The sequence below is a fragment of the Xylanibacter rarus genome (assembly GCF_001275135.1).
In the GTDB taxonomy this organism is placed as follows: Bacteria; Bacteroidota; Bacteroidia; order Bacteroidales; family Bacteroidaceae; genus Prevotella; species Prevotella rara.
On sequence record NZ_LFQU01000003.1, the window covers coordinates 38701 to 60980 of the forward strand.

Annotated in this window: 21 protein-coding genes; 11 read left to right on the top strand and 10 right to left on the bottom strand. The window is 44.8% G+C overall.

Annotated features, from left to right (window positions below):
• Nucleotides 1-4 precede the first annotated feature (4 nt).
• The 3 genes from ACU52_RS02830 to ACU52_RS02840 all read left to right on the top strand — a co-directional run bounded on the left by ACU52_RS02830 (nt 5) and on the right by ACU52_RS02840 (nt 3052).
• Complete coding sequence (locus ACU52_RS02830; RefSeq protein WP_021853335.1) at nt 5-958, top strand: SPFH domain-containing protein; 954 nt, start codon at nt 5-7, stop codon at nt 956-958.
• A gap of 218 nt (nt 959-1176) precedes the next feature.
• Nucleotides 1177-2265 carry a UDP-N-acetyl glucosamine 2-epimerase gene (locus tag ACU52_RS02835; RefSeq protein ID WP_053397764.1) on the top strand — a complete coding sequence of 363 codons (1089 nt, stop codon included), beginning with the start codon at nt 1177-1179 and terminating at the stop codon, nt 2263-2265.
• A 4-nt stretch (nt 2266-2269) separates the two neighbouring features.
• Complete coding sequence (locus ACU52_RS02840; protein ID WP_053397694.1) at nt 2270-3052, top strand: SDR family NAD(P)-dependent oxidoreductase; 783 nt, start codon at nt 2270-2272, stop codon at nt 3050-3052.
• Nucleotides 3053-3310: 258 nt separating this feature from the next.
• On the opposite strand, the gene ACU52_RS02845 is transcribed toward ACU52_RS02840, so the two are convergent.
• The 8 genes from ACU52_RS02845 to ACU52_RS02880 all read right to left on the bottom strand — a co-directional run bounded on the left by ACU52_RS02845 (nt 3311) and on the right by ACU52_RS02880 (nt 11647).
• On the bottom strand, nt 3311-4843 hold the full coding sequence (locus tag ACU52_RS02845) for an HNH endonuclease signature motif containing protein (protein ID WP_082335139.1): 1533 nt from the start codon (nt 4841-4843) through the stop codon (nt 3311-3313).
• A gap of 40 nt (nt 4844-4883) precedes the next feature.
• On the bottom strand, nt 4884-5249 hold the full coding sequence (locus ACU52_RS02850) for a rhodanese-like domain-containing protein (RefSeq protein WP_239684857.1): 366 nt from the start codon (nt 5247-5249) through the stop codon (nt 4884-4886).
• Nucleotides 5250-5422: 173 nt separating this feature from the next.
• Nucleotides 5423-6379 (bottom strand): endonuclease/exonuclease/phosphatase family protein, encoded by a 957-nt coding sequence (locus ACU52_RS02855; RefSeq protein WP_053397696.1) that lies wholly within the window; start codon nt 6377-6379, stop codon nt 5423-5425.
• 85 nt (nt 6380-6464) lie between these two features.
• Nucleotides 6465-7256, bottom strand: a complete 792-nt coding sequence (locus tag ACU52_RS02860) for a prephenate dehydrogenase (RefSeq protein ID WP_053397697.1) — start codon at nt 7254-7256, stop codon at nt 6465-6467.
• Nucleotides 7257-7340: 84 nt separating this feature from the next.
• On the bottom strand, nt 7341-8405 hold the full coding sequence (locus ACU52_RS02865; RefSeq protein ID WP_021853328.1) for a bifunctional 3-deoxy-7-phosphoheptulonate synthase/chorismate mutase type II: 1065 nt from the start codon (nt 8403-8405) through the stop codon (nt 7341-7343).
• Nucleotides 8406-8448: 43 nt separating this feature from the next.
• Entirely contained in the window at nt 8449-9639 is a 1191-nt protein-coding gene (locus ACU52_RS02870; RefSeq protein ID WP_053397698.1) for a pyridoxal phosphate-dependent aminotransferase, read from the bottom strand.
• Entirely contained in the window at nt 9614-10462 is an 849-nt protein-coding gene (locus ACU52_RS02875) for a prephenate dehydratase (protein ID WP_053397699.1), read from the bottom strand. The genes ACU52_RS02870 and ACU52_RS02875 overlap by 26 nt, the downstream gene beginning before the upstream one ends.
• A gap of 315 nt (nt 10463-10777) precedes the next feature.
• The gene (locus tag ACU52_RS02880; RefSeq protein ID WP_053397700.1) at nt 10778-11647 is read right to left on the bottom strand and encodes a tetratricopeptide repeat protein; all 870 of its coding nucleotides are present in this window, start codon (nt 11645-11647) and stop codon (nt 10778-10780) included.
• Nucleotides 11648-11993: 346 nt separating this feature from the next.
• Between ACU52_RS02880 and ACU52_RS02885 the strand changes: the two genes are divergently transcribed.
• Both ACU52_RS02885 and ACU52_RS02890 read left to right on the top strand, forming a co-directional pair.
• Entirely contained in the window at nt 11994-12680 is a 687-nt protein-coding gene (locus ACU52_RS02885; RefSeq protein ID WP_053397701.1) for a hypothetical protein, read from the top strand.
• A 126-nt stretch (nt 12681-12806) separates the two neighbouring features.
• The gene (locus ACU52_RS02890) at nt 12807-13976 is read left to right on the top strand and encodes a PD-(D/E)XK nuclease family protein (RefSeq protein ID WP_053397702.1); all 1170 of its coding nucleotides are present in this window, start codon (nt 12807-12809) and stop codon (nt 13974-13976) included.
• A gap of 302 nt (nt 13977-14278) precedes the next feature.
• Here the strand turns inward: ACU52_RS02890 and ACU52_RS02895 are convergent, their stop codons facing one another.
• Nucleotides 14279-16183 (bottom strand): heavy metal translocating P-type ATPase, encoded by a 1905-nt coding sequence (locus tag ACU52_RS02895; protein ID WP_053397703.1) that lies wholly within the window; start codon nt 16181-16183, stop codon nt 14279-14281.
• A gap of 218 nt (nt 16184-16401) precedes the next feature.
• Entirely contained in the window at nt 16402-16971 is a 570-nt protein-coding gene (locus ACU52_RS02900) for an AraC family transcriptional regulator (protein WP_053397704.1), read from the bottom strand.
• A 484-nt stretch (nt 16972-17455) separates the two neighbouring features.
• On the opposite strand from ACU52_RS02900, the gene ffh reads away from it, so the two are divergent.
• The 6 genes from ffh to ACU52_RS02925 all read left to right on the top strand — a co-directional run bounded on the left by ffh (nt 17456) and on the right by ACU52_RS02925 (nt 22272).
• Nucleotides 17456-18802: a signal recognition particle protein gene (gene ffh, locus ACU52_RS02905; RefSeq protein WP_053397705.1), complete on the top strand. Its 1347-nt coding sequence runs from the start codon at nt 17456-17458 to the stop codon at nt 18800-18802.
• A 106-nt stretch (nt 18803-18908) separates the two neighbouring features.
• The gene (folD, locus tag ACU52_RS02910) at nt 18909-19787 is read left to right on the top strand and encodes a bifunctional methylenetetrahydrofolate dehydrogenase/methenyltetrahydrofolate cyclohydrolase FolD (RefSeq protein ID WP_053397765.1); all 879 of its coding nucleotides are present in this window, start codon (nt 18909-18911) and stop codon (nt 19785-19787) included.
• Complete coding sequence (locus ACU52_RS02915; protein WP_021853319.1) at nt 19787-19966, top strand: tetratricopeptide repeat protein; 180 nt, start codon at nt 19787-19789, stop codon at nt 19964-19966. Before folD ends, ACU52_RS02915 begins: the two co-directional genes overlap by 1 nt.
• A gap of 206 nt (nt 19967-20172) precedes the next feature.
• Nucleotides 20173-20406 (top strand): 4Fe-4S binding protein, encoded by a 234-nt coding sequence (locus tag ACU52_RS14660; RefSeq protein WP_021853318.1) that lies wholly within the window; start codon nt 20173-20175, stop codon nt 20404-20406.
• A gap of 3 nt (nt 20407-20409) precedes the next feature.
• The gene (locus ACU52_RS02920) at nt 20410-21495 is read left to right on the top strand and encodes a 3-methyl-2-oxobutanoate dehydrogenase subunit VorB (protein WP_053397706.1); all 1086 of its coding nucleotides are present in this window, start codon (nt 20410-20412) and stop codon (nt 21493-21495) included.
• A 3-nt stretch (nt 21496-21498) separates the two neighbouring features.
• Nucleotides 21499-22272 (top strand): thiamine pyrophosphate-dependent enzyme, encoded by a 774-nt coding sequence (locus ACU52_RS02925; RefSeq protein WP_021853316.1) that lies wholly within the window; start codon nt 21499-21501, stop codon nt 22270-22272.
• Nucleotides 22273-22280: the final 8 nt, after the last annotated feature.

Here is a 22280-nt window from a genome sequence, read left to right on the forward strand (position 1 = left end):
AATTATGGACATCGTTGCTTATATCTTTATTGCGCTAATTATATGTGCGCTCATCGTAGTGAAGAAGAGTCTTGTCATCATACCTCAGTCGGAAACAAAGATTATAGAGCGTCTCGGCAAGTATTATGCCACGCTGAAACCCGGAATAAACATCATCATACCGTTTATTGACCGCGCCAAGGAGATTGTAACCATGCGCCGCGGCCGCTACATCTACAGCAACTCTATCGACCTTCGTGAGCAGGTCTATGACTTCGACAAGCAGAACGTGATTACAAAAGACAATGTGCAGACGCAGATCAACGCCCTGCTTTATTTTCAGATTGTAGATCCGTTCAAGGCTGTTTATGAGATAAGCAATCTGCCCAATGCCATCGAGAAACTTACGCAGACCACTCTGCGTAACATCATCGGAGAGCTTGAACTCGACCAGACGCTCACATCGCGCGACACGATAAACACCAAGCTGCGCGCCGTGCTCGACGATGCCACCAACAAATGGGGTATTAAGGTTAACCGCGTTGAGCTCCAGGACATCACACCTCCTGAGAGCGTGCTTCAGGCAATGGAGAAGCAGATGCAGGCAGAACGCAACAAGCGTGCCACCATTCTTACGAGCGAGGGCGAGAAGGCTGCTGCCATACTTAAGTCGGAAGGCGAGAAGACAGCCATAATAAACAAAGCTGAGGCCGACAAGCAGATGGCCATACTCAACGCCGAGGGCGAGGCTCAGGCCAAGATACGCAAGGCTGAGGCCGAGGCAATAGCCATACAGAAGATTACTGAAGCTGTGGGCAAGAGCACCAATCCTGCCAATTATCTGTTGGCACAGAAGTATATCAAGATGCTCGAAGACGTTGCCAGCGGCGACAAGACCAAAACCGTTTATCTGCCTTATGAGGCCACAAACCTTATGGGCAGCATAGGAGGAATAAAAGATTTGTTTAAGTCAGAATAATAACTTTAAAATTTTTATGGTATAAGGAGACGTGAATAAGTTATAATGCCGGTTGGTGCCGAAGGTTGCTGCCGTTGGTGGCAGCGTGCCGTTACGGTGATGTGTCACTGTCAGGCCGCTGCGCAAATAGTGCGGCCGTTAGTCATTGCCTCATTAAGTCTATATAGAGTTCCGGCCGGATAACAGTTTGCGTTTCTCCGTTTATTTTATTTGTTATGTTGAATATTTGTATAGTTGCCGGCGCACGGCCAAACTTTATCAAAGTGGCTCCGCTTGTGAGAGCCGTTATCAAGGCCAAGGAAGAAGGCCGCGAAATCGACTACCGTCTGGTTTATGCAGGAACAAAAGAAGATGCCACGCTAGAGTCGTCTCTTTTCAGTGACCTCGAAATCAGTGAGCCTGATGTTTATCTGGGCGTCGACTGTGTCAGTCTTAATGAACTTACAGGCCGTGTCATGGCCGAGTTTGACAAATATCTTGAAGCCAATCCTGCCGACGTGGTTATTGTTGTCGACGACTTGGCTTCAACAATGGCTGTTGCCATTGTTACAAAGAAACACGGCGTTACGCTTGCACACCTCGTGGCAGGAACACGTTCGTTTGACATCAAGATGCCGAAAGAAATCAACCGTCTTGTCATCGACGGCCTTTCAGACCTTCTTTTCACGGCCGGTATGGGCAGCAACAGCATCGTTACGCGCGAAGGTGCCGAGCTGTCGCAGGTCTACATGGTGGGCAACATCCTTATGGATACGCTGCGCTACAACCGCGCCCGCTTTGTGCGTCCTGCCGTCCTCGATGAACTTGGCATCAGCGACAACCGCTATCTGGTGTTCACTCTTAACCGTAAGGCTCTTATTGCAGATGCCGACAACCTGAAGAAGATGGTTGTTGCCATGTGTCGTGCTGCAGGTGACATTAAGATTGTGGCACCGCTCCGTTCTGCGGCTAAGGCTGTTGTCGAGCAGTTTGCGGCAGAATGCGGCAATCTTGTCATTGTCAATCCTCTGTCATATCTTGAGTTTGGTTATCTAACTGCTAACGCCATGGGTATTGTTACCGACTCGGGCAATGTGGCAGAAGAAGCTACTTTCAATAGTGTTCCATGCATAACGCTTAACAGCTATACAGAGCATATAGAGACGGTTAAGTGCGGTTCAAACGTGCTTGTTGGCGAGAATGCAGAAAAACTGGCAGAAGCCGTTGCCGACATGGTTGGCGGAAATTGGAAGAAATGCTCGTTGCCCGACCGCTGGGATGGTCGCACGGCAGAGCGTATTGTGCAGATTCTTTTAGAAATGAAATAACAAAATGGAAAGGAAGGTTGTATTGATTACCGGTGCCACAAGCGGTATTGGGGAAGCTTGTGCGCGTAAGTTTGCCGAGGGAGGTTACGATTTAATCCTTACAGGACGTAATGAGGATAAACTTAAGGCAATATGTGAAAAGGTAAAGGCGTTTGGAGCTGACGTGCTGCCGCTGACATTTGATGTAAGAGACCGCGAAGCTGCCACTGCGGCTGTTGAGTCGTTGCAGGGAAAATGGAAGACTGTCGACGTGCTGATAAACAATGCTGGTCTTGCTCTTGGACTCGATAAGGAGTATGAGGGCGATTGGGAAGATTGGACAACAATGATTGATACCAATATAAAGGGACTGCTCATAATGACTCGACTCGTTGTTCCTGCCATGGTAGAGCGCAACAAGGGCCATATCATCAATATCGGTTCTGTGGCAGGTGATGCTGCTTATGCCGGAGGAAATGTTTATTGTGCTACTAAAGCTGCAGTGAAAGCTCTTTCTGACGGACTGCGTATTGATGTCGCACACACAGCTGTGCGTGTTACAAACGTTAAGCCCGGGCTGGTTGAAACCAATTTCAGTGTTGTCCGATTCCATGGCAATCAGGAGAAAGCCGACAATGTATATAAAGGAGTTCAGCCCCTTACCGGCGATGATATAGCTGATGTTGCATTCTATGCAGCAAGTGCTCCTGAGCATGTGCAGATTGCTGAAGTGCTTGTTCTTGCTACGCATCAGGCCAATGGTACGGTCATCGACCGTAATCCTGACAGGGTAGAGCATCTTTCATAATGAATCGGTTGGTGTACAGAGCTGGCCCATCACGCCTGTATGCTGTTTGCAATGTACTTGAATAGATGTTTCATCTGGTCTGTTAGTTTGTTGGCAATACAATCCATGACAGAGTTACTGTATTACATAAACGAAAGAGGGGCAAGCCTAAACGGTTTGTCCCTCTTTCGTTTATTGTCTATATTTTAAAATATAACATCATGTCTTTTTATTTGGCATCCTTGTTTTTGTCGCCTTCAGACATTTGTTTCCGCATAGTTATTTTACTGCATATTTCTTTTTGTTGATGATGTAAACACCTCTTGTCAGACCGTCAAGTGCATTGTCGGCCTTTACGTTAGAGCGGATTTTTTGTCCGGCAATATTATATACATCAACATTATCGTTAACGCCGTTGGTTATGCTTTCGATACCGGTTGACACTGTGTTTTTGTATAGACATACAGCTGTCTGTTGGCTGCTGGCCTTGTAGCAGGCGAAGCGCGGACTCGTCTTATTGTAGTTGATAAATCTGTCAGGGTAGGCTTTGTTGCCTATTTCCGTGTTGCCGTTGCTTATGCTTATTTCCCACAATGCGTTGTCCGTGTCAGCGTCGGTCTTGTTTCCCAGTTTATTATCACTGCTGTTCAGAGACAGATAGACGTTTTCGGTAGCATCATAGAACGTATAGTATCCGTTGGATGTTCCGAGGATAAGCTGGTAAGGCTTGCCGTCCTTGTTGATTTCTGTAGTTATCTGATTGTCTGATATGCTCACTGTTGCGCTGTTTCTTATGTTATTTCCGCTTTCAGCCAATGCAGTTCCTGCCTCTTCACACACGATGATATAGCCGTATCCCACAGTCAGGTCATCGGCAGACATAACCTTTTTGTAAGTTTGCTCGCCTTCTATCGGGTCTGGATCAGGATCTGGGTCTGGGTCGGGATCCGGGTCGGGAGTTATTCCTGTTTCAGGTTCAACGTAGTTGTCGTAACTGAAACTGTCTGCGGTGTTGTTGCCCCATACATATTGTTCAAGTCCCGGATAGTCGACATAAGGATTTCTGTTCTGTTGGAATCCGTACACGGCATTGTTTCTGTCTATCTCCTTTTGGCTCACAGGATCTTCCGCAGCCCATTTCAGCAGCATCTTCAATGCCCATTCGGTCAATGCCGGATACTTGTTGTGGGCCAGCATGTCGCTGTTCCAGGTTGATACATTCTCTTCATAGCAAGTAACCATATAGAAGTATATGCGTGCGAAGTCGCCTTTGTATTCGTCGTTTGGTTCAAATACAATGCCGCTGTATCCGCTGACAGACGAAGGGCCTAGTTTGCTGAAGCCTCCTGCTGATGTGTATGAGGGGCTGTCTGTTTCGCCAAAAGGATAGTTGCTTCGTCTTCCGTTGACGTATCCGTCGGTCGGTACGAGATGAACGAGGTCGGTATACATCGGCCTGGCATCGTCGAACCAACTTTTGGGCATAGAGTGCTCGCGGTTATATACATCGCCTTCGTTTTTATAGTTTCCAGCCTGGTCGGAGCCGAAAGTAAAGTTTGTGATACTTGAATACATATCCCATACTTTTCCGTCGTCGCGTACGTCTGTTGTTCTGAAGCAGTCCCATAGGGCGTCGTATGACAATTCCTTGTGATTCCTGATAATTTCAGAAAGCGCTGTTTTCAGTTCACTTCCTTTTTTGCCGTCAGCGTTCTTGTAGTAAGTTCCGCTGTTGTTGGGGCCTTGCGCAAACAGTTGAGTCAGCATCAAGATCAGGCTGTTCAGCACGACCGTTCTTTTAAGGTTGATCATATTTTAAGTTTTATGTTTATTTTATAAAAGCCAAAAGAGGTTATTTGCAGGTTTTCTTGCCTCTCTTTTCCCATTCTATAATACCTCCGTCAAGGTCTATCACCTTATATCCTTCTTCTGTCAGAAGTTGGGCTGCATCAGCGCTTCTTCTTCCGCTTCGGCAGTAAACTGCAACAGGTTTGTCCTTTTTCAGTATCTTGCGTGCCTTTGTCATAAAGTCTGGTTGCAGTTTGTCGATGTTAATAACACTGTCGGCATCGATGTGTGCCTCGTTAAACTCTTCTGCTGTCCTTACGTCAAGCAATTGTACGCTGTCTGAAGAAATGACAGTTTCAAATTCATTGGCGTCAACAGTCTTGAAGTTTTGTTGTCCGCAGCTGAACAAGCTGCCTGAAACTAACGTCATGATTGATAAAATTAATCTGTTCATAAAATAAGAAATATTCCGCAAATATACTTATTTTGACTCAAACAGAAAATGCCTGCCAAGGATTTTCATATAATTTTATCATATTGGCAGGTTGGCTGTTATTGTTCCTTTGGTAATAAATATTTATACTGACAGAATGAAAAAGGTTGTTATCTGTCTGGCTGTTTCAATGCAAATCTTACCATCAAAGGCAGATGGTCACTGTAGCCGTTGCGGTATCTCCATGCTCTGTATGTGCGGTATGGCTGCAATCCGCCGTATTTTTCATCAGGCTCAAGCATGAAAGTCTGGTCGTTTATTCTTCCGAAGACCTTCATGCCATAAAGCCTTTGGCTCACCATAATATGGTCTATGCTGTTCCACTCGCCTTTATATTTGTATGTAGCTTTAGCTCCGTTGCTGCCTTTAGCGTCATGTGAGGCGTTTTTCATTCCATGAAGCTGCAGTTGCATAAGTGCCTTGCTGTCAGCATAGTCATTAAAGTCGCCGGCAATTATAATGTTTGGGTCACTGCTGGCAAGACGTATTGAGTCGATAGCTCCGCATAATGTCTTGGCGATAAGCATCCTGTGTGGGCGTGTAGGCTTTTCGCCTCCATAGCGGCTTGGCGCATGAACTACGAATATATGCAGCGTGTCATCGGTTATAATTCTTCCTGCCACATACAGTATGTCGCGTGTCGGCCTCATTCCCTCCATCGGTTTTATGCGTAGCGGATAGTGCCGTATTGGCTGAAAATGCATGGGGTCGTATATTAAGGCAACGTCTATTCCTCTTTCGTCAGGCGAGTTGGTCACTAAATATTCGTAATTTGCGTTGCGTAGCAGTGAGCGTTTGGTAAGATCTCGCATAATGCTGTCATTCTCAACCTCACATAATGCAACGAGGTCTGGCAGATGCCAGTCTTTGCCGTCCATTCCACATGATATGATTGCCTTTGAGATATTGTTCAGCTTATTCCAATATTTTCGTTCTGTCCACTTGCGGTCTCCTTCAGGAGTGAATTCGATGTCGTTTTTCAGACTGTCGTGTCTGAAGTCAAAAAGATTCTCACAGTTAAATTCCACAAATGTGAGAAAAGCCGTTAGAAAAAGAAATGTGTTCATGATATTAGTCGTTGTCAGGTTATTAGCTTTGGTCGTTTTTGCAGGAAGGCATATCTGCCGTGAGTTGTTGCCCTATGTCTTATTATCAGTCTATGGCAATGTCACGTCTTACGTTGTCGCGTATCTTTGTTAGATATTCTTTCATGCCTTCGGCGTCTTTGTTGTCAATTATCTCGAGCAGCAGTTTCAGTTCAGTCCTTATCTGTTCCACCTGTTTTGATGTGTACGGATTGAACAGTATTTCCTGTAACAGAAAATCGTCTTCGTTGAGTACGCCTTTGGCAATGTTCATATGGCGCTTGAACGTTGTTCCGGGAGCGTCTTGATGCTTCATGACTGCCGCAAAAACAAATGTGCTGACGAAAGGAATGCTCAGTGAGTAGGCGACAGTCTTGTCGTGCTCTTCAAAAGAATACTCATATATGTTGAGGCCGAGCCGGCTGTACAGATCTTTAAAGAAGATTCGTCCCATGTAGTCGCCTTCGCTTATTATTATGGCGTTTTCATGGCTCAACTGGTTCAGATTGGCAAATGTTGGTCCGAACATAGGATGAGTGGACACGTAGCGATGTCCGCAGTGTTCATAGAAGTCTTTCAGGCCGGTCTTTACAGACGAGATGTCGCTTATTATGCAGTCGGCCGGCAGATGCGGCATAACTTCTTTGAATGCCGATATGGTGTATTTTACTGTAACGGCATTGATCACAAGTTCCGGACGAAATTCGTCAATCTCATCAAGTGCAGTAAAGCGCAATGTGTTGTAAGTAAATCTCAACCGTTCGGGATTCTTTTCATATACTGCGGTTTCGTGCTCAAAACTGAGCAAATCGAGAAAGAAGCTTCCCATTTTGCCTGCGCCTAGTACAAGTATTCTCATGTTTTTCGTATTTTGGTATAAGCAGGCGGTCTGCACGCGCCATCATCAGTTTTATGAATGGCGCGTGCGTTCCGTATACTTATATTATTGGTTTATAATCTCTATTTGTTGTCTTACCGACTCTTCGTGAACGGCTTCAAATATCGTCTTGATGAAATTTGGGTCCATTCCGCATAGTGAGCCTTGTGCACCTCGTTTATTCAGAATTTCGTTGTAGCGAGACGTCTGCAGAACGGTCATGTTATGTTCCTTCTTGTAATGTCCTATTTCACGGCACACTCTCATCCTTTTTGACAGAAGTTCCATAAGCTGATTGTCGAGGTCGTCAATCTGTTTGCGCAGCGCGCTGATTCCTTCAGTTGTTACGCTTTGGTCACGAATGACGAGAAGTCCCAGTATATAGTCAAGAATGTCGGGAGTTATCTGCTGCTTTGCATCGCTCCAAGCCTTGTCAGGGTCACAGTGGCATTCGATAATCAGACCGTCAAAACCCAGATCCATGGCCTGCTGGCACAGTGGGGCTATAAGTTCACGACGTCCGCCGATATGGCTTGGGTCGCAGAATATAGGCAGTTCGGGTATGCGTCGGCGCAGTTCGATAGGAATCTGCCACATGGGCAGATTGCGGTAAATCTTTTTGTCATAGCTTGAGAATCCGCGGTGTATGGCTGCGATGCGCTTTACGCCGGCCTGATTGATGCGTTCCATGGCTCCAATCCATAGCTCAAGGTCAGGATTTACAGGATTTTTTACAAGTACGGGTATGTCAACACCTTGCAGACTGTCTGCAATGGCCTGCATGGCAAAAGGATTGGCTGATGTGCGCGCACCTACCCACAGGATGTCAATGTCATATTTAAGGGCCAGTTCAACATGTTCGGGTGTTGCCACTTCTGTAGAAGTTAGCATGCCTGTTTCTTCTTTAACCCTTTTCAGCCACGGCAGAGCGGCCTCACCGTTGCCCTCGAAGCCTCCGGGCTTTGTGCGTGGCTTCCACACACCAGCACGGAATATATGGCAGCCTTTGTAAGCCAGCTGGCGTGCTGTCTCTATAACCTGTTCTTCTGTTTCTGCTGAACATGGGCCTGCTATTACGGTAAGTTTTTCGTTGTCGCTGGGAAGGTTCAGCGGTAGTAAATCAAGTTCCATAATTGTATTTTCTTTTATTTGTTGTTTCGAATGTTAGTAAGTATCATTTCTGCTTCATGCCCTTTATGCGGCTGAGAGCCTCCTCAATCTTGTCGTCTTTTGCACACAGCGATATGCGTATATATCTTTCGCCGTTGCTCCCGAATATAAATCCCGGCGTGATGAACACTCTTGCCTCATGCAATACACGTTCTGTGAGTTCCTCTGCATCGTTATATTTCTCAGGAATTTTGCCCCACAGGAACATTCCGACCTGTTTGGGGTCGAATGTGCAGCCGAGTTCTTTCATTATTTGTTCAGCAGTGTCGCGCCTTCTTCTGTATGTCGTTATGTTTGCCTGGCGGTGCCATTCGTCGCTGTTACTATAGGCCTCGGCGGCGGCAAGCTGTATTCCGCGGAATGTTCCCGAGTCAATGTTGCTCTTTATTTTGAGAATCCATTCGATAAAACGGCTGTTGGATGCACACATGCCGACGCGCCATCCCGGCATGTTATGACTCTTGCTCATGGAGTTGAACTCTATGCAACAGTCCTTTGCCTCAGGAATTTGCAGCAGCGACAACGGTTTCTCGTTGAGAATGAACGAGTATGGGTTGTCATTCACCACAACTATTGAATGTCTTTTTGCAAAGTCTACAAGTTTGCGGTATGTATCCTCCTGCGCATTTGCTCCTGTAGGCATGTTGGGATAGTTGGTCCACATCAGTTTCACCTTGCTCAGGTCCGTTTTCTCAAGCTCATCAAAGTCAGGCTGCCATCCGTTGTCTTCACGCAGATTATAGTTGACCACCTTTGCGCCAAGTATTTTGCTGAGCGAAGTGTAGGTAGGGTATCCGGGATTAGGCACCAGCACCTCGTCGCCGGGATTGACAAAGGCAAGCGTTACGTGCAGTATGCCTTCCTTTGAGCCTATGAGCGGCTGTATTTCTTTCTGAGGGTCAAGGTCAACATTGTACCAGCGTTTGTAAAATCCGGCCATGGCTTCACGCAGTTCCGGCGTTCCCATTGTGGGCTGGTAGCCGTGTGAACCGTCTTGTCGTGCCACTTCGCACAGTTTGTTTATCGCGGCTTCAGACGGCGGCATGTCCGGACTGCCTATTGCCAGGCTTATTATGTCCTTGCCTTCGGCGTTAAGCCTTGCCACCTCTTTCAGCTTGCGGCTGAAGTAATATTCGCTTACAGCCGAAACTCTTTCTGCCGGCTTTATATTATGGTTTGGGTTGTTTTCCGTCATCTTGGTATTCTCCTAAAATTTTAAGTTCCTTTGTCAGCGGCATTATTGCGTCTATGCTTTGGCGATAGCGGGTCAGCCGGTTAAATGCGAGGTCAACATAGAACATATATTCCCATTCGTGGCCGATGATTGGCAGCGACTGTATTTTTGTCAGGTTGATTTTGTAGAACGAGAAGATGCTGAGCACCTGTGAAAGGCTGCCTTCCTCGTGAGGCAGAGAGAAAACAATACTTGCCTTGTTTGTCTGCTCTAGCGGACGCAGAAAGTCGGCTTTGTTAGGATTGCTTACAACCAGGAATCTTGTGAAGTTGTGCTTGTTGTCCTCAATAGATTCCTGCAGGATTTTCATTCCATAAAGGCGTGCGGCGTTAGCGTTGCATATTGCAGCCCATCCCTTGCATTTGTTCTCAGAGATAAACTTTGCTGCTCCGGCCGTATCTTGAGCTTCTACAGCTTTCATTTCTGGATGTCCGGCAAGAAATCCGCGGCACTGCATAAGTGCGACGGGGTGGGAGTGTACCTCGGTTATCGTTTCCCATGAGTCTTCCGGCAGACAGCATATGCTGTGCTCAATGTGAAGTTTGTGTTCGCCGACGATGGTTGTTCCCGAGTCGCGCAGCAGTTCATAGTTGTGGAGCAGCGAACCTGCTATGGTGTTCTCTATTGCAAGCATGCCTATCACCGTAGGGTCGTGCTTTATGTTCTCAAACACTTGTTCAAACGTTGAGCAGCATATCAGCTGTATTTGTTCGTCCTTGAAATACTGATGTGCTGCAATGTCGTGAAACGACCCGATTGAACCCTGTATTGCTATTCTCTTCATGTTTATTATTATTTTCTTTATAATGAAAAATCCCGCCTCATTGTTATGAAGCGGGACTTGTTTGTATCTTTCTTAAAAGATTGTCTTGTCATAAGTTGAAATCTACACGCAACTTCCCGCTTCACAATTCCTTGCAAAGTAAAAATAAAAGTAAAAGAAAGATGCGTATAAATTATTTCTCATTTTTTGATATATTTTCTTATTTGCTTGCAAAAGTATAATATTTAAATGACACCTACAAACATTTTATATTAAAATTTTGTTATAAGGTTTCATTTTTGCTTTTTTATTATTATAATAATGTCTTATTGTATATCAGAACACTCCGTATGGATCCATAGACTTGTATTTCTCCTTCACTTTGTTTTCTATTCCTTCTTCGTCGTTGTTCTCGGGCAGCTGTGCCGTCAGTTCTTTGGCGTGTTCAATGTCTTCGTTTCCGCCTTTCTCGTCGCCTGTTGCAAGCCGCAGTTCTCCGCGTTCGCGGTATGCATCGATGTTGAACGGATTGGCATCGGTCACTTTTGTATAGTAATCTATTGCAGCGTCGGTGTTGCCTTTAGCCCGTTCAATTCTGGCTTTCAGCATCATAACGTCTTCGTTGTCCTCGGTGTGTTCTATAAGCCATGTGGCGTCTTCGTCAGCCTCGTCAGTGTCGCCGTTTTTCAGTAATGTCTCTCCGCGCAGCAGGTAGGCGTCGCCATAATCTTCTTTAAGAGATATTGCCTTGGTCAGCATTGCCACGGCGTTGGTTACGTCCTCCTGTCCGATGCATGCCCTTGCATAAAGATACATCACTTCGGCTGTCTTGTCGTCAATGAGCATTGCCTTTTCGCATGCCCCGGCCATGGCTCCGTAGTCTTCCATCATATATGCCACGTTGGCCATGCGGATAAATATCTGCTGATTGTCAGGTTGTGCCTCGGCCAGTTTCTGCAGCTGTTCGTAGGCCAGCGTAAGTTCGCCGGTGCGTATGTATGCCTGCGACAGATAGTCGTGTATCTCGAGATCGTCTTGCATCTGCAGGGCATGGGTGAAGCATCTTATTGCAAATTCGGCCTGACCGGCACGCAGTGCACGCACGCCGTCGTATTTCAACACGTCGAAGTTTTTAGCCTCTTCGGCCTTTTTCTTTTCTTCCGGCTTTTCTTCTTTACTGCCGAACAGAGCTTTGAAGAATTTCATATTTTAGTATGGTGTTTGTTGTTTTTTATGATATTAATTTAGTGTGCCGGATGCCATGCGCCCGTTTTTTTTAGTCGTTGCATGTCAGGCGCGGCATCATGCGGCGTTAATTGTGCAAATATACTAATTTGTGATGATATCTGCAAATAAAACGTCAATGTTTGTCCTTGCCGACGGCGGCTTGTCTAGAGTCGTGTTTTTCTGTCCATGCATTGCCCTGTATGCGTATAGGCTTTTACTTCATATAGCTGCAATATGTCTGACTAAGAATGAATTAGAGTTAATTATGATGAAAAAAGGCAGTATTATTTTGAGTTTTCATGCTTACGGATTAATTTTGCCTGTGATGAAAAAGTTGTTGATTATATTGTTTTTATGTGTGTCGGCAGTTTCTGTATATGCTCAGGAAGACAGACGGCACATAGCTGTTACCGATACGATTGGCGGCTCTGATATGATGCCGCAGAACGAAATAATAGGTTCTGCCGACGGTCCTACTCATGTTTATCTTCAGGACGGAGACTTCGGCTTAGGCATGCCGCAGACCGACTCGCTCCACCTTCCTGCTTTCGATTCGCTTGGGCGTATGTATGTCAACATGTATCCGCTCGACTGGTGCGGCGCATATAACTGGGATTTACACAAAGGACTTAATGTTAATCTTGGTGCATCAGTGTTTGCCTCGTTCGGCAAAGGCGCATGGCGTGGTTCGGGGTTTGGGCAGAACATAGCCGCAATGTATGCCATACCGGTGAACAACAAATTGTCGATAGCCGTTGGCGGATATCTCAATCATCTTTATTGGACAAGCGACTCATACATGGATGCCGGATTAAATGCAGTAATCGGGTATAAATTTGACGAGCATTGGGAGGGCTATATCTACGGACAAAAGTCGCTCTCTAACAAGCGTATGCCTTATCCTCTTTATGATATAGGCAATATTGGCGACCGTATAGGCGCAGCCGTAAAATATAACTTCAGTCCGAGCTTCAGCATTCAAGTGGCTGTTGAAGGCCGGACGATGAAGTAAATGATACAGACTTTTTTATTATGAATGGCAATTCTATGTTTGAGTTGTCATTATTTTGTTGTGGCGTACGTTTATTTAAGGAAATCCTGTAAATTTATAACTTGAATAGTTGATATTAAAATCGATATGGAACCTAAGAATGAAAAAGAACTGAATAATATTGTTGAAAAGATAGAAGGAAAGAAGAAAGGTTTTAATCTCTTTATGTCAATGTTCAATTGGTATAATGAGAAATATTTGCATTCAAGTTTTATAAGTATGATGTTATCACTTGATGAAAGATATCTCAAGCTGTTCATTGAGGAAATAAAAAAGAATGATGATAAAGGTAATTTTTGTGTTGAGGATTTTTATAAATGCGTTGTCTTCCCCAATATAAATAATCACGCAGAAAAACTCAATATAGATATTTTGATTACTTCAAAGACAACAAACAAGGTAATTATCATCGAGAATAAAACATTTGCAAAAGACAGAATAGTAGATGGTAACCCACAACTTTTAGGTTATGGGAAGAAGATTATAAAATCAGCAGAATTCAAAAATATTAGGGATGAGAAAAACATTTATTACGTGTATCTGAGTCTTAGAGGTGTGTTCCCTTCTGAAAAAGAAGAGTTTAAGGATAAGAATTTGATAACAATAAGCTATGATAAAAACATAAGAAACTGGATTAAAAAATGTAGCGGGTTAGAAACAGATGGCTTTAAGAAGAGTTTGATGCAACAATATCTTGATATGATTGATTTTGCTCTACCTGATGTAAAAGACATTCTTGATTTAAAAAGACTGGTTGCAGAAATTCTTGACGACGCATTTTCTATGTATACTTCTGAAGAAAATAAAGATGTTGATTTTAAATTTAAAGATGCAAAATTTAAAGATGCAATGAAACATGTGATGTGGCATACAATAGATGATTTTATTACTGATTTGATTAAGAAAATGGCACGTATAGAAGGCATCACCTTTAATATTCCCGTATCTAATGGAGAATTTCAAATCAATAAGACAGATTTGCATCAAAAAATCACTCGAATGGCTCACAATCATACAGGTAATGCAGATGTTCCGTTTAATTATAAAGGTGAATCTTACAATATATGCTTTAGTAGTAAGGGCATAGAGCTGAGTATTGATGATGAAAAATCAAAAGAGATTGATTATTTAAGCGGAATCAACTTCTGTAATTTTAAATGTCGAGAAACTTTTGATATGATAAACAAAGACGAAGCTAATATAGAGATAGAAAAGGTAATTGATAAGATAAAATCAAAATTGAATATTACGGAATAATGATTGATGATTTTATTTTAAATAAAAACGTACTGAAATACTAAAAATAAACGGCTGAGTTTTGCATAAAAACTCGGCCGTTTTCGGTTAAAAAGTGACCGAGTTACGATGCGTAAACCTATGGTTAATGATCTGAAAGTATAAATGCTGTTTTTGCTTAAATAATTTCTTTAAAAAGCCAGTAAATTTTATTATTTGTAATTAAAATAAATGCAAAAAGTTACGATTTTCGAGACATTGTTAGATACTCTGTCTTTTTATCGTAACTTTTTGCATTATATCGTGGTCTTTTTTATTGCTATTTATTGCTTCATAAATTTCAGTCGCAGACTGTTCATCACCACGCTGATGCTTGAAAATGCCATGAGCGCGCTTGCCCACATCGGAGTTATCTGCCAATGGGCGCCGAATAAGTATGGCAGTCCGGCTGCAAGAGGAATGCACACCACATTATATATAAATGCCCAAAACAGATTTTGATGTATCATACCTACGGTCTGTTTGGACAGTTTTATCGCGTAGGCAATTCTGCGCAGGTCGGTTCCCATCAGTGTTACTTGGGCTACGTCTATTGCAATGTCGGTTCCTTTGCCCATGGCAATGCTTACGTCGGCAGCAGCCAATGCCTGAGTGTCGTTAATTCCGTCGCCTACCATTGCCACGTGATGTCCTTCTGACTGCAACTTTCTTACCATGTCTTCTTTATCCTGCGGCATAACGCGACTCTTCCAATGGATTATTCCGGCTTTGTCGGCCCAATATTTGGCCGCTTCCTCCTTGTCGCCGCTCATCATATACACCTCTACGCCCTCGTCATGAAGCATCTGCATGGCCTCGCGAGCTCCGGGCTTTAGCGTTTCTCGCTGGTCAAGCGTCAGCGAGTCGGCTTTGGTGAAGTCAACATCTTTATTAGGTATTGTCAGTGTACCAGTCTTGTCAATCACAATGGCATCAATGTTTCGCATGTTTTCAAGGGCTGTTGCGTCCTTTATCAGTATGTTGTTGTGTGCCGCCCTGCCTATGCCAACCATCAGAGCTGTGGGCGTGGCCAGTCCGAGAGCACATGGACATGCTATCACCAATACTGATACGGCAGAAAGAACTGCGCGTGGGAGCTGACTGTCGCCACCGACTGCATACCATAAAATAAACGTTATTAGCGACAGGCACAGCACAGCCGGTACGAACACACGGGCAATCTTGTCTGCCACGCGCTGCACCGGTGCCTTGCTGCCCTGGGCCTCCTGCACCATTCTTATTATCTGTGCCAGCATAGTCTTGTCGCCTGTCGCCTCAGCACGGAAACGGATGGTGCCCTGTTTCAGGATTGTTCCTGCAAACACCTTGTCGCCTTCGCTTCGCCGTGCAGGAGTAGGTTCGCCCGTAATCATACTTTCGTCTATATAAGTCTCGCCTGTTGTTATCGAACCGTCTACGGGAACCTTTTCTCCGGCTCTAACCTCAATAATGTCGCCTGAGCCAAGAGCAGCAATCGGCACTTCGTCTATGCTGTCCCCGTTAATAAGGTGCGCTGTTTTAGGTGCCATGCCCATAAGGGCCCTGATGGCAGATGCCGTGCTGCTTTTTGCACGTTCTTCAAGCACGCGTCCTGTAAGCACGAAAGTGATAATCATTACCGATGCGTCATAATATGTATGATTTTCTATGCCGCGCGAGCCCCAGAAAGAGTCGCCCCAGAATGTGTTGAACACGCTGAACAGAAAAGAAATGAGCGTACTCATAGCCACAAGCGTGTCCATGTTGGCGGTTTTATGCATGAGTTGCCGCCAAGCGTTGACGTAAAACACGCGTCCGCAGTAAGCAATGTTTACCAGTGCGATTATCAGCATTGTCTGGTCTGCGGCTGATGTGCTGCCGACATTCAGCCATCTCATGGATATGCCCATGGTCAGGGCGGCAAACACCCACGACGCTGCCATGCGTCTGAACAGCTGACTATATGCATGCCGTTCAATGGCTGCAACCGATTCGTCCTCATCAATCACCAGATCATATCCGGCCTTGATAATCTCATCTTTCATCATCTGCGGCGTTATCACTTTCGGGTCGTATTCTACAAGGGCTGTGCGTGCCGCAAAGTTCACTGCAGCAGAACTTATTCCGTTCAGTTCGTTCAGCCTTCTTTCCACGTTGGCTGCGCATCCGGCGCATGCCATGCCTATGACGGCTATCGTCTTTTTTTCCATTGTTTAGTATGTTTTTTAAGTAATGGCATAGCATGGCTGCAAGTCCGGTCTGAGTGCTTTGCCGTTGCGTAATCCCAGGTCACGCCATTGCTTCTGCCTTTTCTGCGCAAAGGTAGTTATAATGTGTGGTGGAGGCGTTACGAAATAATGGAAAACATTTATAACATTTTGTTGCTATATTGTGTTGGTCGGGCTATACTTTGATGTCGCAACTGCCGCTATAGTTTGTCGAGTTGTGTCAGGTTCTTTTCCTTCAGGGCCTTAAACTGCGATGGAGTCATTCCTGTAATATTCTTGAACTGTGTGCTGAGATAGGCCACGCTCGAATAGTTCATCATGTCCGCTATTTCGCTCAGCGACATTTCTCCGTAAAACAGCAGTTCCTTTATGCGTTCTGTCTTTTGTAAGATGAAAAATTTTTCAATGGTCATGCCTGTGTTTTCTGAAAACAGCTTGCTGAGTGCGCTGTAGTCTGAACCAAGCTGCTCTGAAAGATATGCGGAGAGATTTGTTCCCGATTTGTTGTTTCTGTAATGCACAAGTTCAATGATGAGGCTCTTTATGCGGTCAACAGTCTGCTGCTGTCGGTCTTCAAGCAGCTCGAAACCGAGTGCCTCTAGTCCGGCACGTATTTTGGCGCGGCATTCAGAATCAACCTCTTCTTTTACGCATACAACTCCCAGCTCAACCTTTATGGGTGTAAGTCCAAGATTGCGCAACTCATGTTCTACGGCCATCTTGCATCTGTCGCAAACCATGTTCTTGATATAAAGCACTGTATCTTTCATCTGCCGGCAAAGATAATGCATAATTTTCAAACAGAAACATAAAATATAATCAAATTTGATGCATATTCTTTCATATTGTGAATGCATGCGGTTATAATGTTTCGAAATGACATTTTGCTATAATTTTTGACCTAAAATGCTTGTTTGGTGGCTTTTTGTGGCTCGTATTTGCAGTTAAGACCATGCCAGATATGACATAAAGTGGAAAATATTGCACAATTAAAAAGCGTATGAGCATTTTTTTTGCGTCAGTGTTTTAAAATATTTTAAATACAATGCCAGTTATTGTGTATTTCATTATTAAATGATTATTTTTGCATAAGAGAAAGCCGATTATATTTTATGCCGGCCGATGTCGTTTTCCATACCCGATTTACGATGGGTTTTCGGTGTGGTGAAATTAGGATGAGGCAGGCAGCAGAAATGATTAGAAGCGGATTTTACTTAGTGAATAAAACGAATAAGATAATATATATACATAATTATGTTTGAGAATTTAAGCGACAGACTGGAACGCTCTTTTAAAATACTTAAAGGTGAAGGCAAAATAACCGAGATTAACGTGGCCGAAACCCTTAAGGATGTAAGACGTGCATTGCTCGATGCCGACGTTAACTATAAAGTGGCAAAGACATTCACGGATACTGTAAAGAAAAAGGCGTTAGGTATGAACGTGCTTACGGCTGTGAAGCCGGGGCAGATGATGGTGAAGATTGTTCACGATGAGCTTGCAGATCTTATGGGCGGCGAGAGCGTCGGCCTGAAACTTGAAGGACGTCCCGCAATAATATTGATGTCCGGTCTGCAGGGTTCTGGTAAGACCACATTCAGTGGAAAACTTGCCAATATGCTTAAGACAAAGCAGCACAAGAATCCTTTGCTGGTGGCTTGCGACGTTTATCGTCCTGCCGCTATAGAGCAGCTCAAGGTCGTGGCAGCACAGATTGGAGTTCCCGTATATTCGGAAGACAATAATAAGGATGTTGTAGAGATTGCCAACAACGCTATAAAGGAGGCTAAGACCAAAGGTAACGATGTGGTCATCATAGATACCGCCGGCCGTCTGGCTGTTGATGAGGAGATGATGAACGAGATAGAGACTCTGAAGAACTCAGTTAATCCCGATGAGACTCTGTTTGTCGTAGACTCAATGACCGGTCAGGATGCTGTAAATACAGCCAAAGAGTTTAACGACCGTCTCGATTTCGACGGCGTGGTGCTTACAAAACTTGACGGTGATACACGCGGCGGTGCTGCGATAAGTATCCGTACTGTTGTTACAAAGCCAATCAAGTTCGTAGGAACAGGCGAAAAGATGGAAGCCATAGACGTGTTCCATCCTTCACGTATGGCCGACCGTATCTTGGGAATGGGCGATATCGTCAGTCTTGTCGAGCGTGCTCAGGAGCAGTTTGATGAGGAAGAGGCTAAGCGCCTGCAGAAGAAAATACAGAAAAACAAGTTCGACTTCAACGACTTCCTAGGTCAGATACAGCAGATAAAGAAGATGGGTAACATTAAGGACCTGGCTTCTATGATTCCCGGTGTGGGCAAGGCCATCAAGGATATTGATATCGACGATAACGCCTTTAAAGGCATTGAGGCGATAATCCTCAGCATGACACCAAAGGAGCGTACTAATCCTGAAATACTTAACACAAGCCGCCGCCAGCGCATAGCCAAAGGATCGGGTACAAACATTCAGGACGTTAACCGCCTGATAAAGCAGTTTGACCAGACCCGTAAGATGATGAAGATGGTTACAGGTTCAAAGATGAGCCAGATGATGGGGGCTATGAAAGGTATGAAGGGCGGTATGCCGAAGTTTTGATGTTGTTTGTTAGCGCACCGCTTTCTGTGCAGCTTTTAGCTTATGCGTGAAGTGCACATGGAAGGCAGGTGGAGTGTGAAATTTGATTATAAGAAAACCAAAATATATGCAATTAATTGACGGCAAGGCTACGGCGGCACAGATAAAGGCCGAAATAGCTGAAGAAGTAAGACAGATAGTGGCCGGAGGCGGCAAGCGTCCTCATCTGGCAGCAATACTCGTTGGACACGACGGCGGCAGTGAGACTTATGTAAAGAATAAGGTTATTGCCTGCGAGGCGTGTGGCTTCAAGAGTTCTCTTATACGCTTTGAGGAAGATGTAACTGAGGATGAGCTGCTGGCAAAGGTTAAGGAACTTAATGATGACGACGATGTTGACGGATATATCGTTCAGCTTCCTTTACCGAAGCATATCGATGAGCAGAAAATCATCATGGCAATAGATTACCGTAAGGACGTTGACGGATTCCATCCGGTTAATGTAGGACGTATGGCAATTGGTCTGCCGTGTTTCATCTCTGCTACTCCGTTAGGCATACTGACTCTTCTTCGCCGTTATGGCATAGAAACTTCAGGACGCAAGTGTGTCATTCTTGGCAGAAGCAACATTGTCGGTAAGCCCATGGCTCAGCTGATGATGCAGAAGCAGTATGGCGATTCAACCGTTACTGTATGCCACAGCCACTCGAAGACATTGAAGGAGGAGTGTCGCGAGGCCGACATAATCATTGCGGCAATAGGTCGCCCAGACTTCGTTACAGCTGATATGGTTAAGGAAGGGGCTGTTGTTATTGATGTCGGCACGACACGTGTTACTGATGCTACAAGAAAGAGCGGATTCCGTCTTAACGGAGACGTGAAGTTCGATGAGGTTGCACCTAAATGTTCGTTTATCACTCCTGTGCCTGGTGGGGTGGGGCCAATGACTATATGCTCTCTTATGAAAAACACTTTGGCAGCTGGAAAAAAGGAATATTATAAGTAATGACAGCAGAAGAGTATTATTTAGAAGGCAATAAGTACCGCAAGGAAGGCAACTGGCAGGCTGCGCTCAATAATTATCTTGAGGCAATAAAGCTTGATCCGGAGAGTCCTGCGGTTGAAGCCAAACGAATGATTGACAGCATCCTTAATTATTACTGCAAGGATATGTTTAATCCATAAGTCGGTCAGTTGTGAGGCTGAATGTGACTGCTAAGTGTCATAAGATGCTTCATTTCGACTGTCTGATGCCAATGCTCAGTTCATCCTTCATGCTTATACGCGTGATTTGCTTGTTTGAGTATCTTAGTTTAATAGAACAAAAAATTTAATTAACACGGGCGGTGGTTTATTCCGCCGCTCATAATAATAACCTTAAAATAGTATTTATGAGTAAAATCAGAGGAGCTATTGTGGTCAATACCGACCGCTGCAAGGGGTGTTCGCTATGTGTTGTGGCATGCCCTAAAGATGTCATAGCGCTCACAACCACTTGTGTAAACGTACAAGGGTATGCCTATGCCGAGGCTGTAAGGCCAGACGATTGTATAGGTTGTGCCTCGTGCGGAATTGTATGCCCAGACGGGTGTATCACTGTTTATAAGAAAAAGATGGAGGATTAGCAAATGGCAGAGAAAGAAACTATTTTGATGAAGGGTAACGAGGCCATTGCCCATGCAGCTATACGCTGTGGTGCTGACGCTTATTTCGGATACCCAATTACTCCGCAGAGTGAAGTTATCGAAACTCTTGCTGCACTGAAACCATGGGAAGAAACTGGTATGGTTGTGCTTCAGGCAGAGAGTGAGGTTGCATCTATTAATATGGTGTATGGTGCTGCCGGTGCTGGTAAGCGTGTGCTTACATCTTCTTCAAGCCCTGGTGTTGCCCTCATGCAGGAAGGCATCGCTTATATGGCAGGTGCTGAAATTCCCGGTGTGTTTGTAAACGTACAGCGCGGAGGCCCTGGCCTTGGTACTATCCAGCCGTCTCAGGCAGATTATTTCCAGGCAACACGTGGTGGCGGTAATGGTGACTACTATGTTATAACACTTGCTCCTAACAGTGTGCAGGAAATGGCAGACTTCGTTGACCTGGCCTTTGAACTTGCATTTAAATATCGTAACCCGGCAATGATTCTTTCTGATGGTGTTATCGGTCAGATGATGGAAAAGGTGGTTCTGCCTCCATATAAGCCACGCCGTACAGAAGAGCAGATTGCAAAAGAATGTCCTTGGGCTACAATGGGACGTACAAACGGCCGTAAGCCCAATATCATGACATCTCTTGAGATGCAGCCGGAAGTGATGGAACAGAGAAACCTCGCATTGCTGCGTAAATATCAGCAGATTAAGGACAATGAGGTTAGATATGAGAAGACTCTCTGCGACGATGCAGAATATATAATTGTATCTTTCGGTAGTGCAGCACGTATTGCAGAGAAAGCTGTCGAGCTGGCACGCGAAGAAGGCATCAAGGTCGGCTTGTTCCGTCCTATTACTTTGTGGCCTTTCCCGGAGAAAGAGATTGCAGCCCTTGCTGAAGGAAAGAAGGGTATTCTTTCTGCTGAGATTAACGCAGGACAGATGATTGAAGACATTCGCCTTGCTGTTAATGGTAAAGTTCCTGTTGAGCATTTCGGACGTCTTGGCGGAATCGTGCCAGGACCGGACGAGATTGTAGAAGCCTTAAAAAACAAATTAATGAAATAAGCCATGGATAAGAATGAAATAATCTCTCCGGAGAACTTAGCATATAAAAAACCTGCATTGTTGAACGAAACCCCGATGCATTACTGCCCGGGCTGCTCTCATGGAGTTGTTCACAAGTTGGTTGCAGAAGTTATTGAGGAAATGGGCATGGAGAACAAGACTGTGGGTGTATGTCCTGTAGGATGTTCTGTTTTCGCATATCGTTATATTGATATCGACTGGAGTGAGGCTGCTCACGGACGTGCTCCTGCTGTTGCTACTGCTATTAAGCGTGTATGGCCTGATCGTCTGGTGTTCACTTATCAGGGCGACGGTGACCTTGCTTGTATTGGTACAGCAGAGTCAATACATGCTCTTAACCGCGGTGAGAACATAACTATAATATTCATCAACAACGCCATTTACGGTATGACAGGTGGTCAGATGGCTCCTACCACACTTATCGGCCAGAAGACATCTACATGTCCTTACGGACGTACACCTGAGCTGCACGGATATCCGCTGAAGATAACTGAAATGGCAGCCTTAATGGAAGGTACATGCTATGTTACACGCCAGAGCGTTGAAACTGTGGCTGCTATCCGCTCAACAAAGAAGGCTATACGTAAGGCTTTCGAGGCATCAATGGCCGGCAAGGGCTCAAGCCTTGTTGAGGTGGTAAGTACATGTAACAGCGGATGGAAACTTTCACCTGTAAAGGCTAACGAGTGGATGAAAGAAAACTTATTCAAGTTCTATCCTAAGGGCGACCTCAAGGATACAACAGAGGACAAATAAAAAAGCAG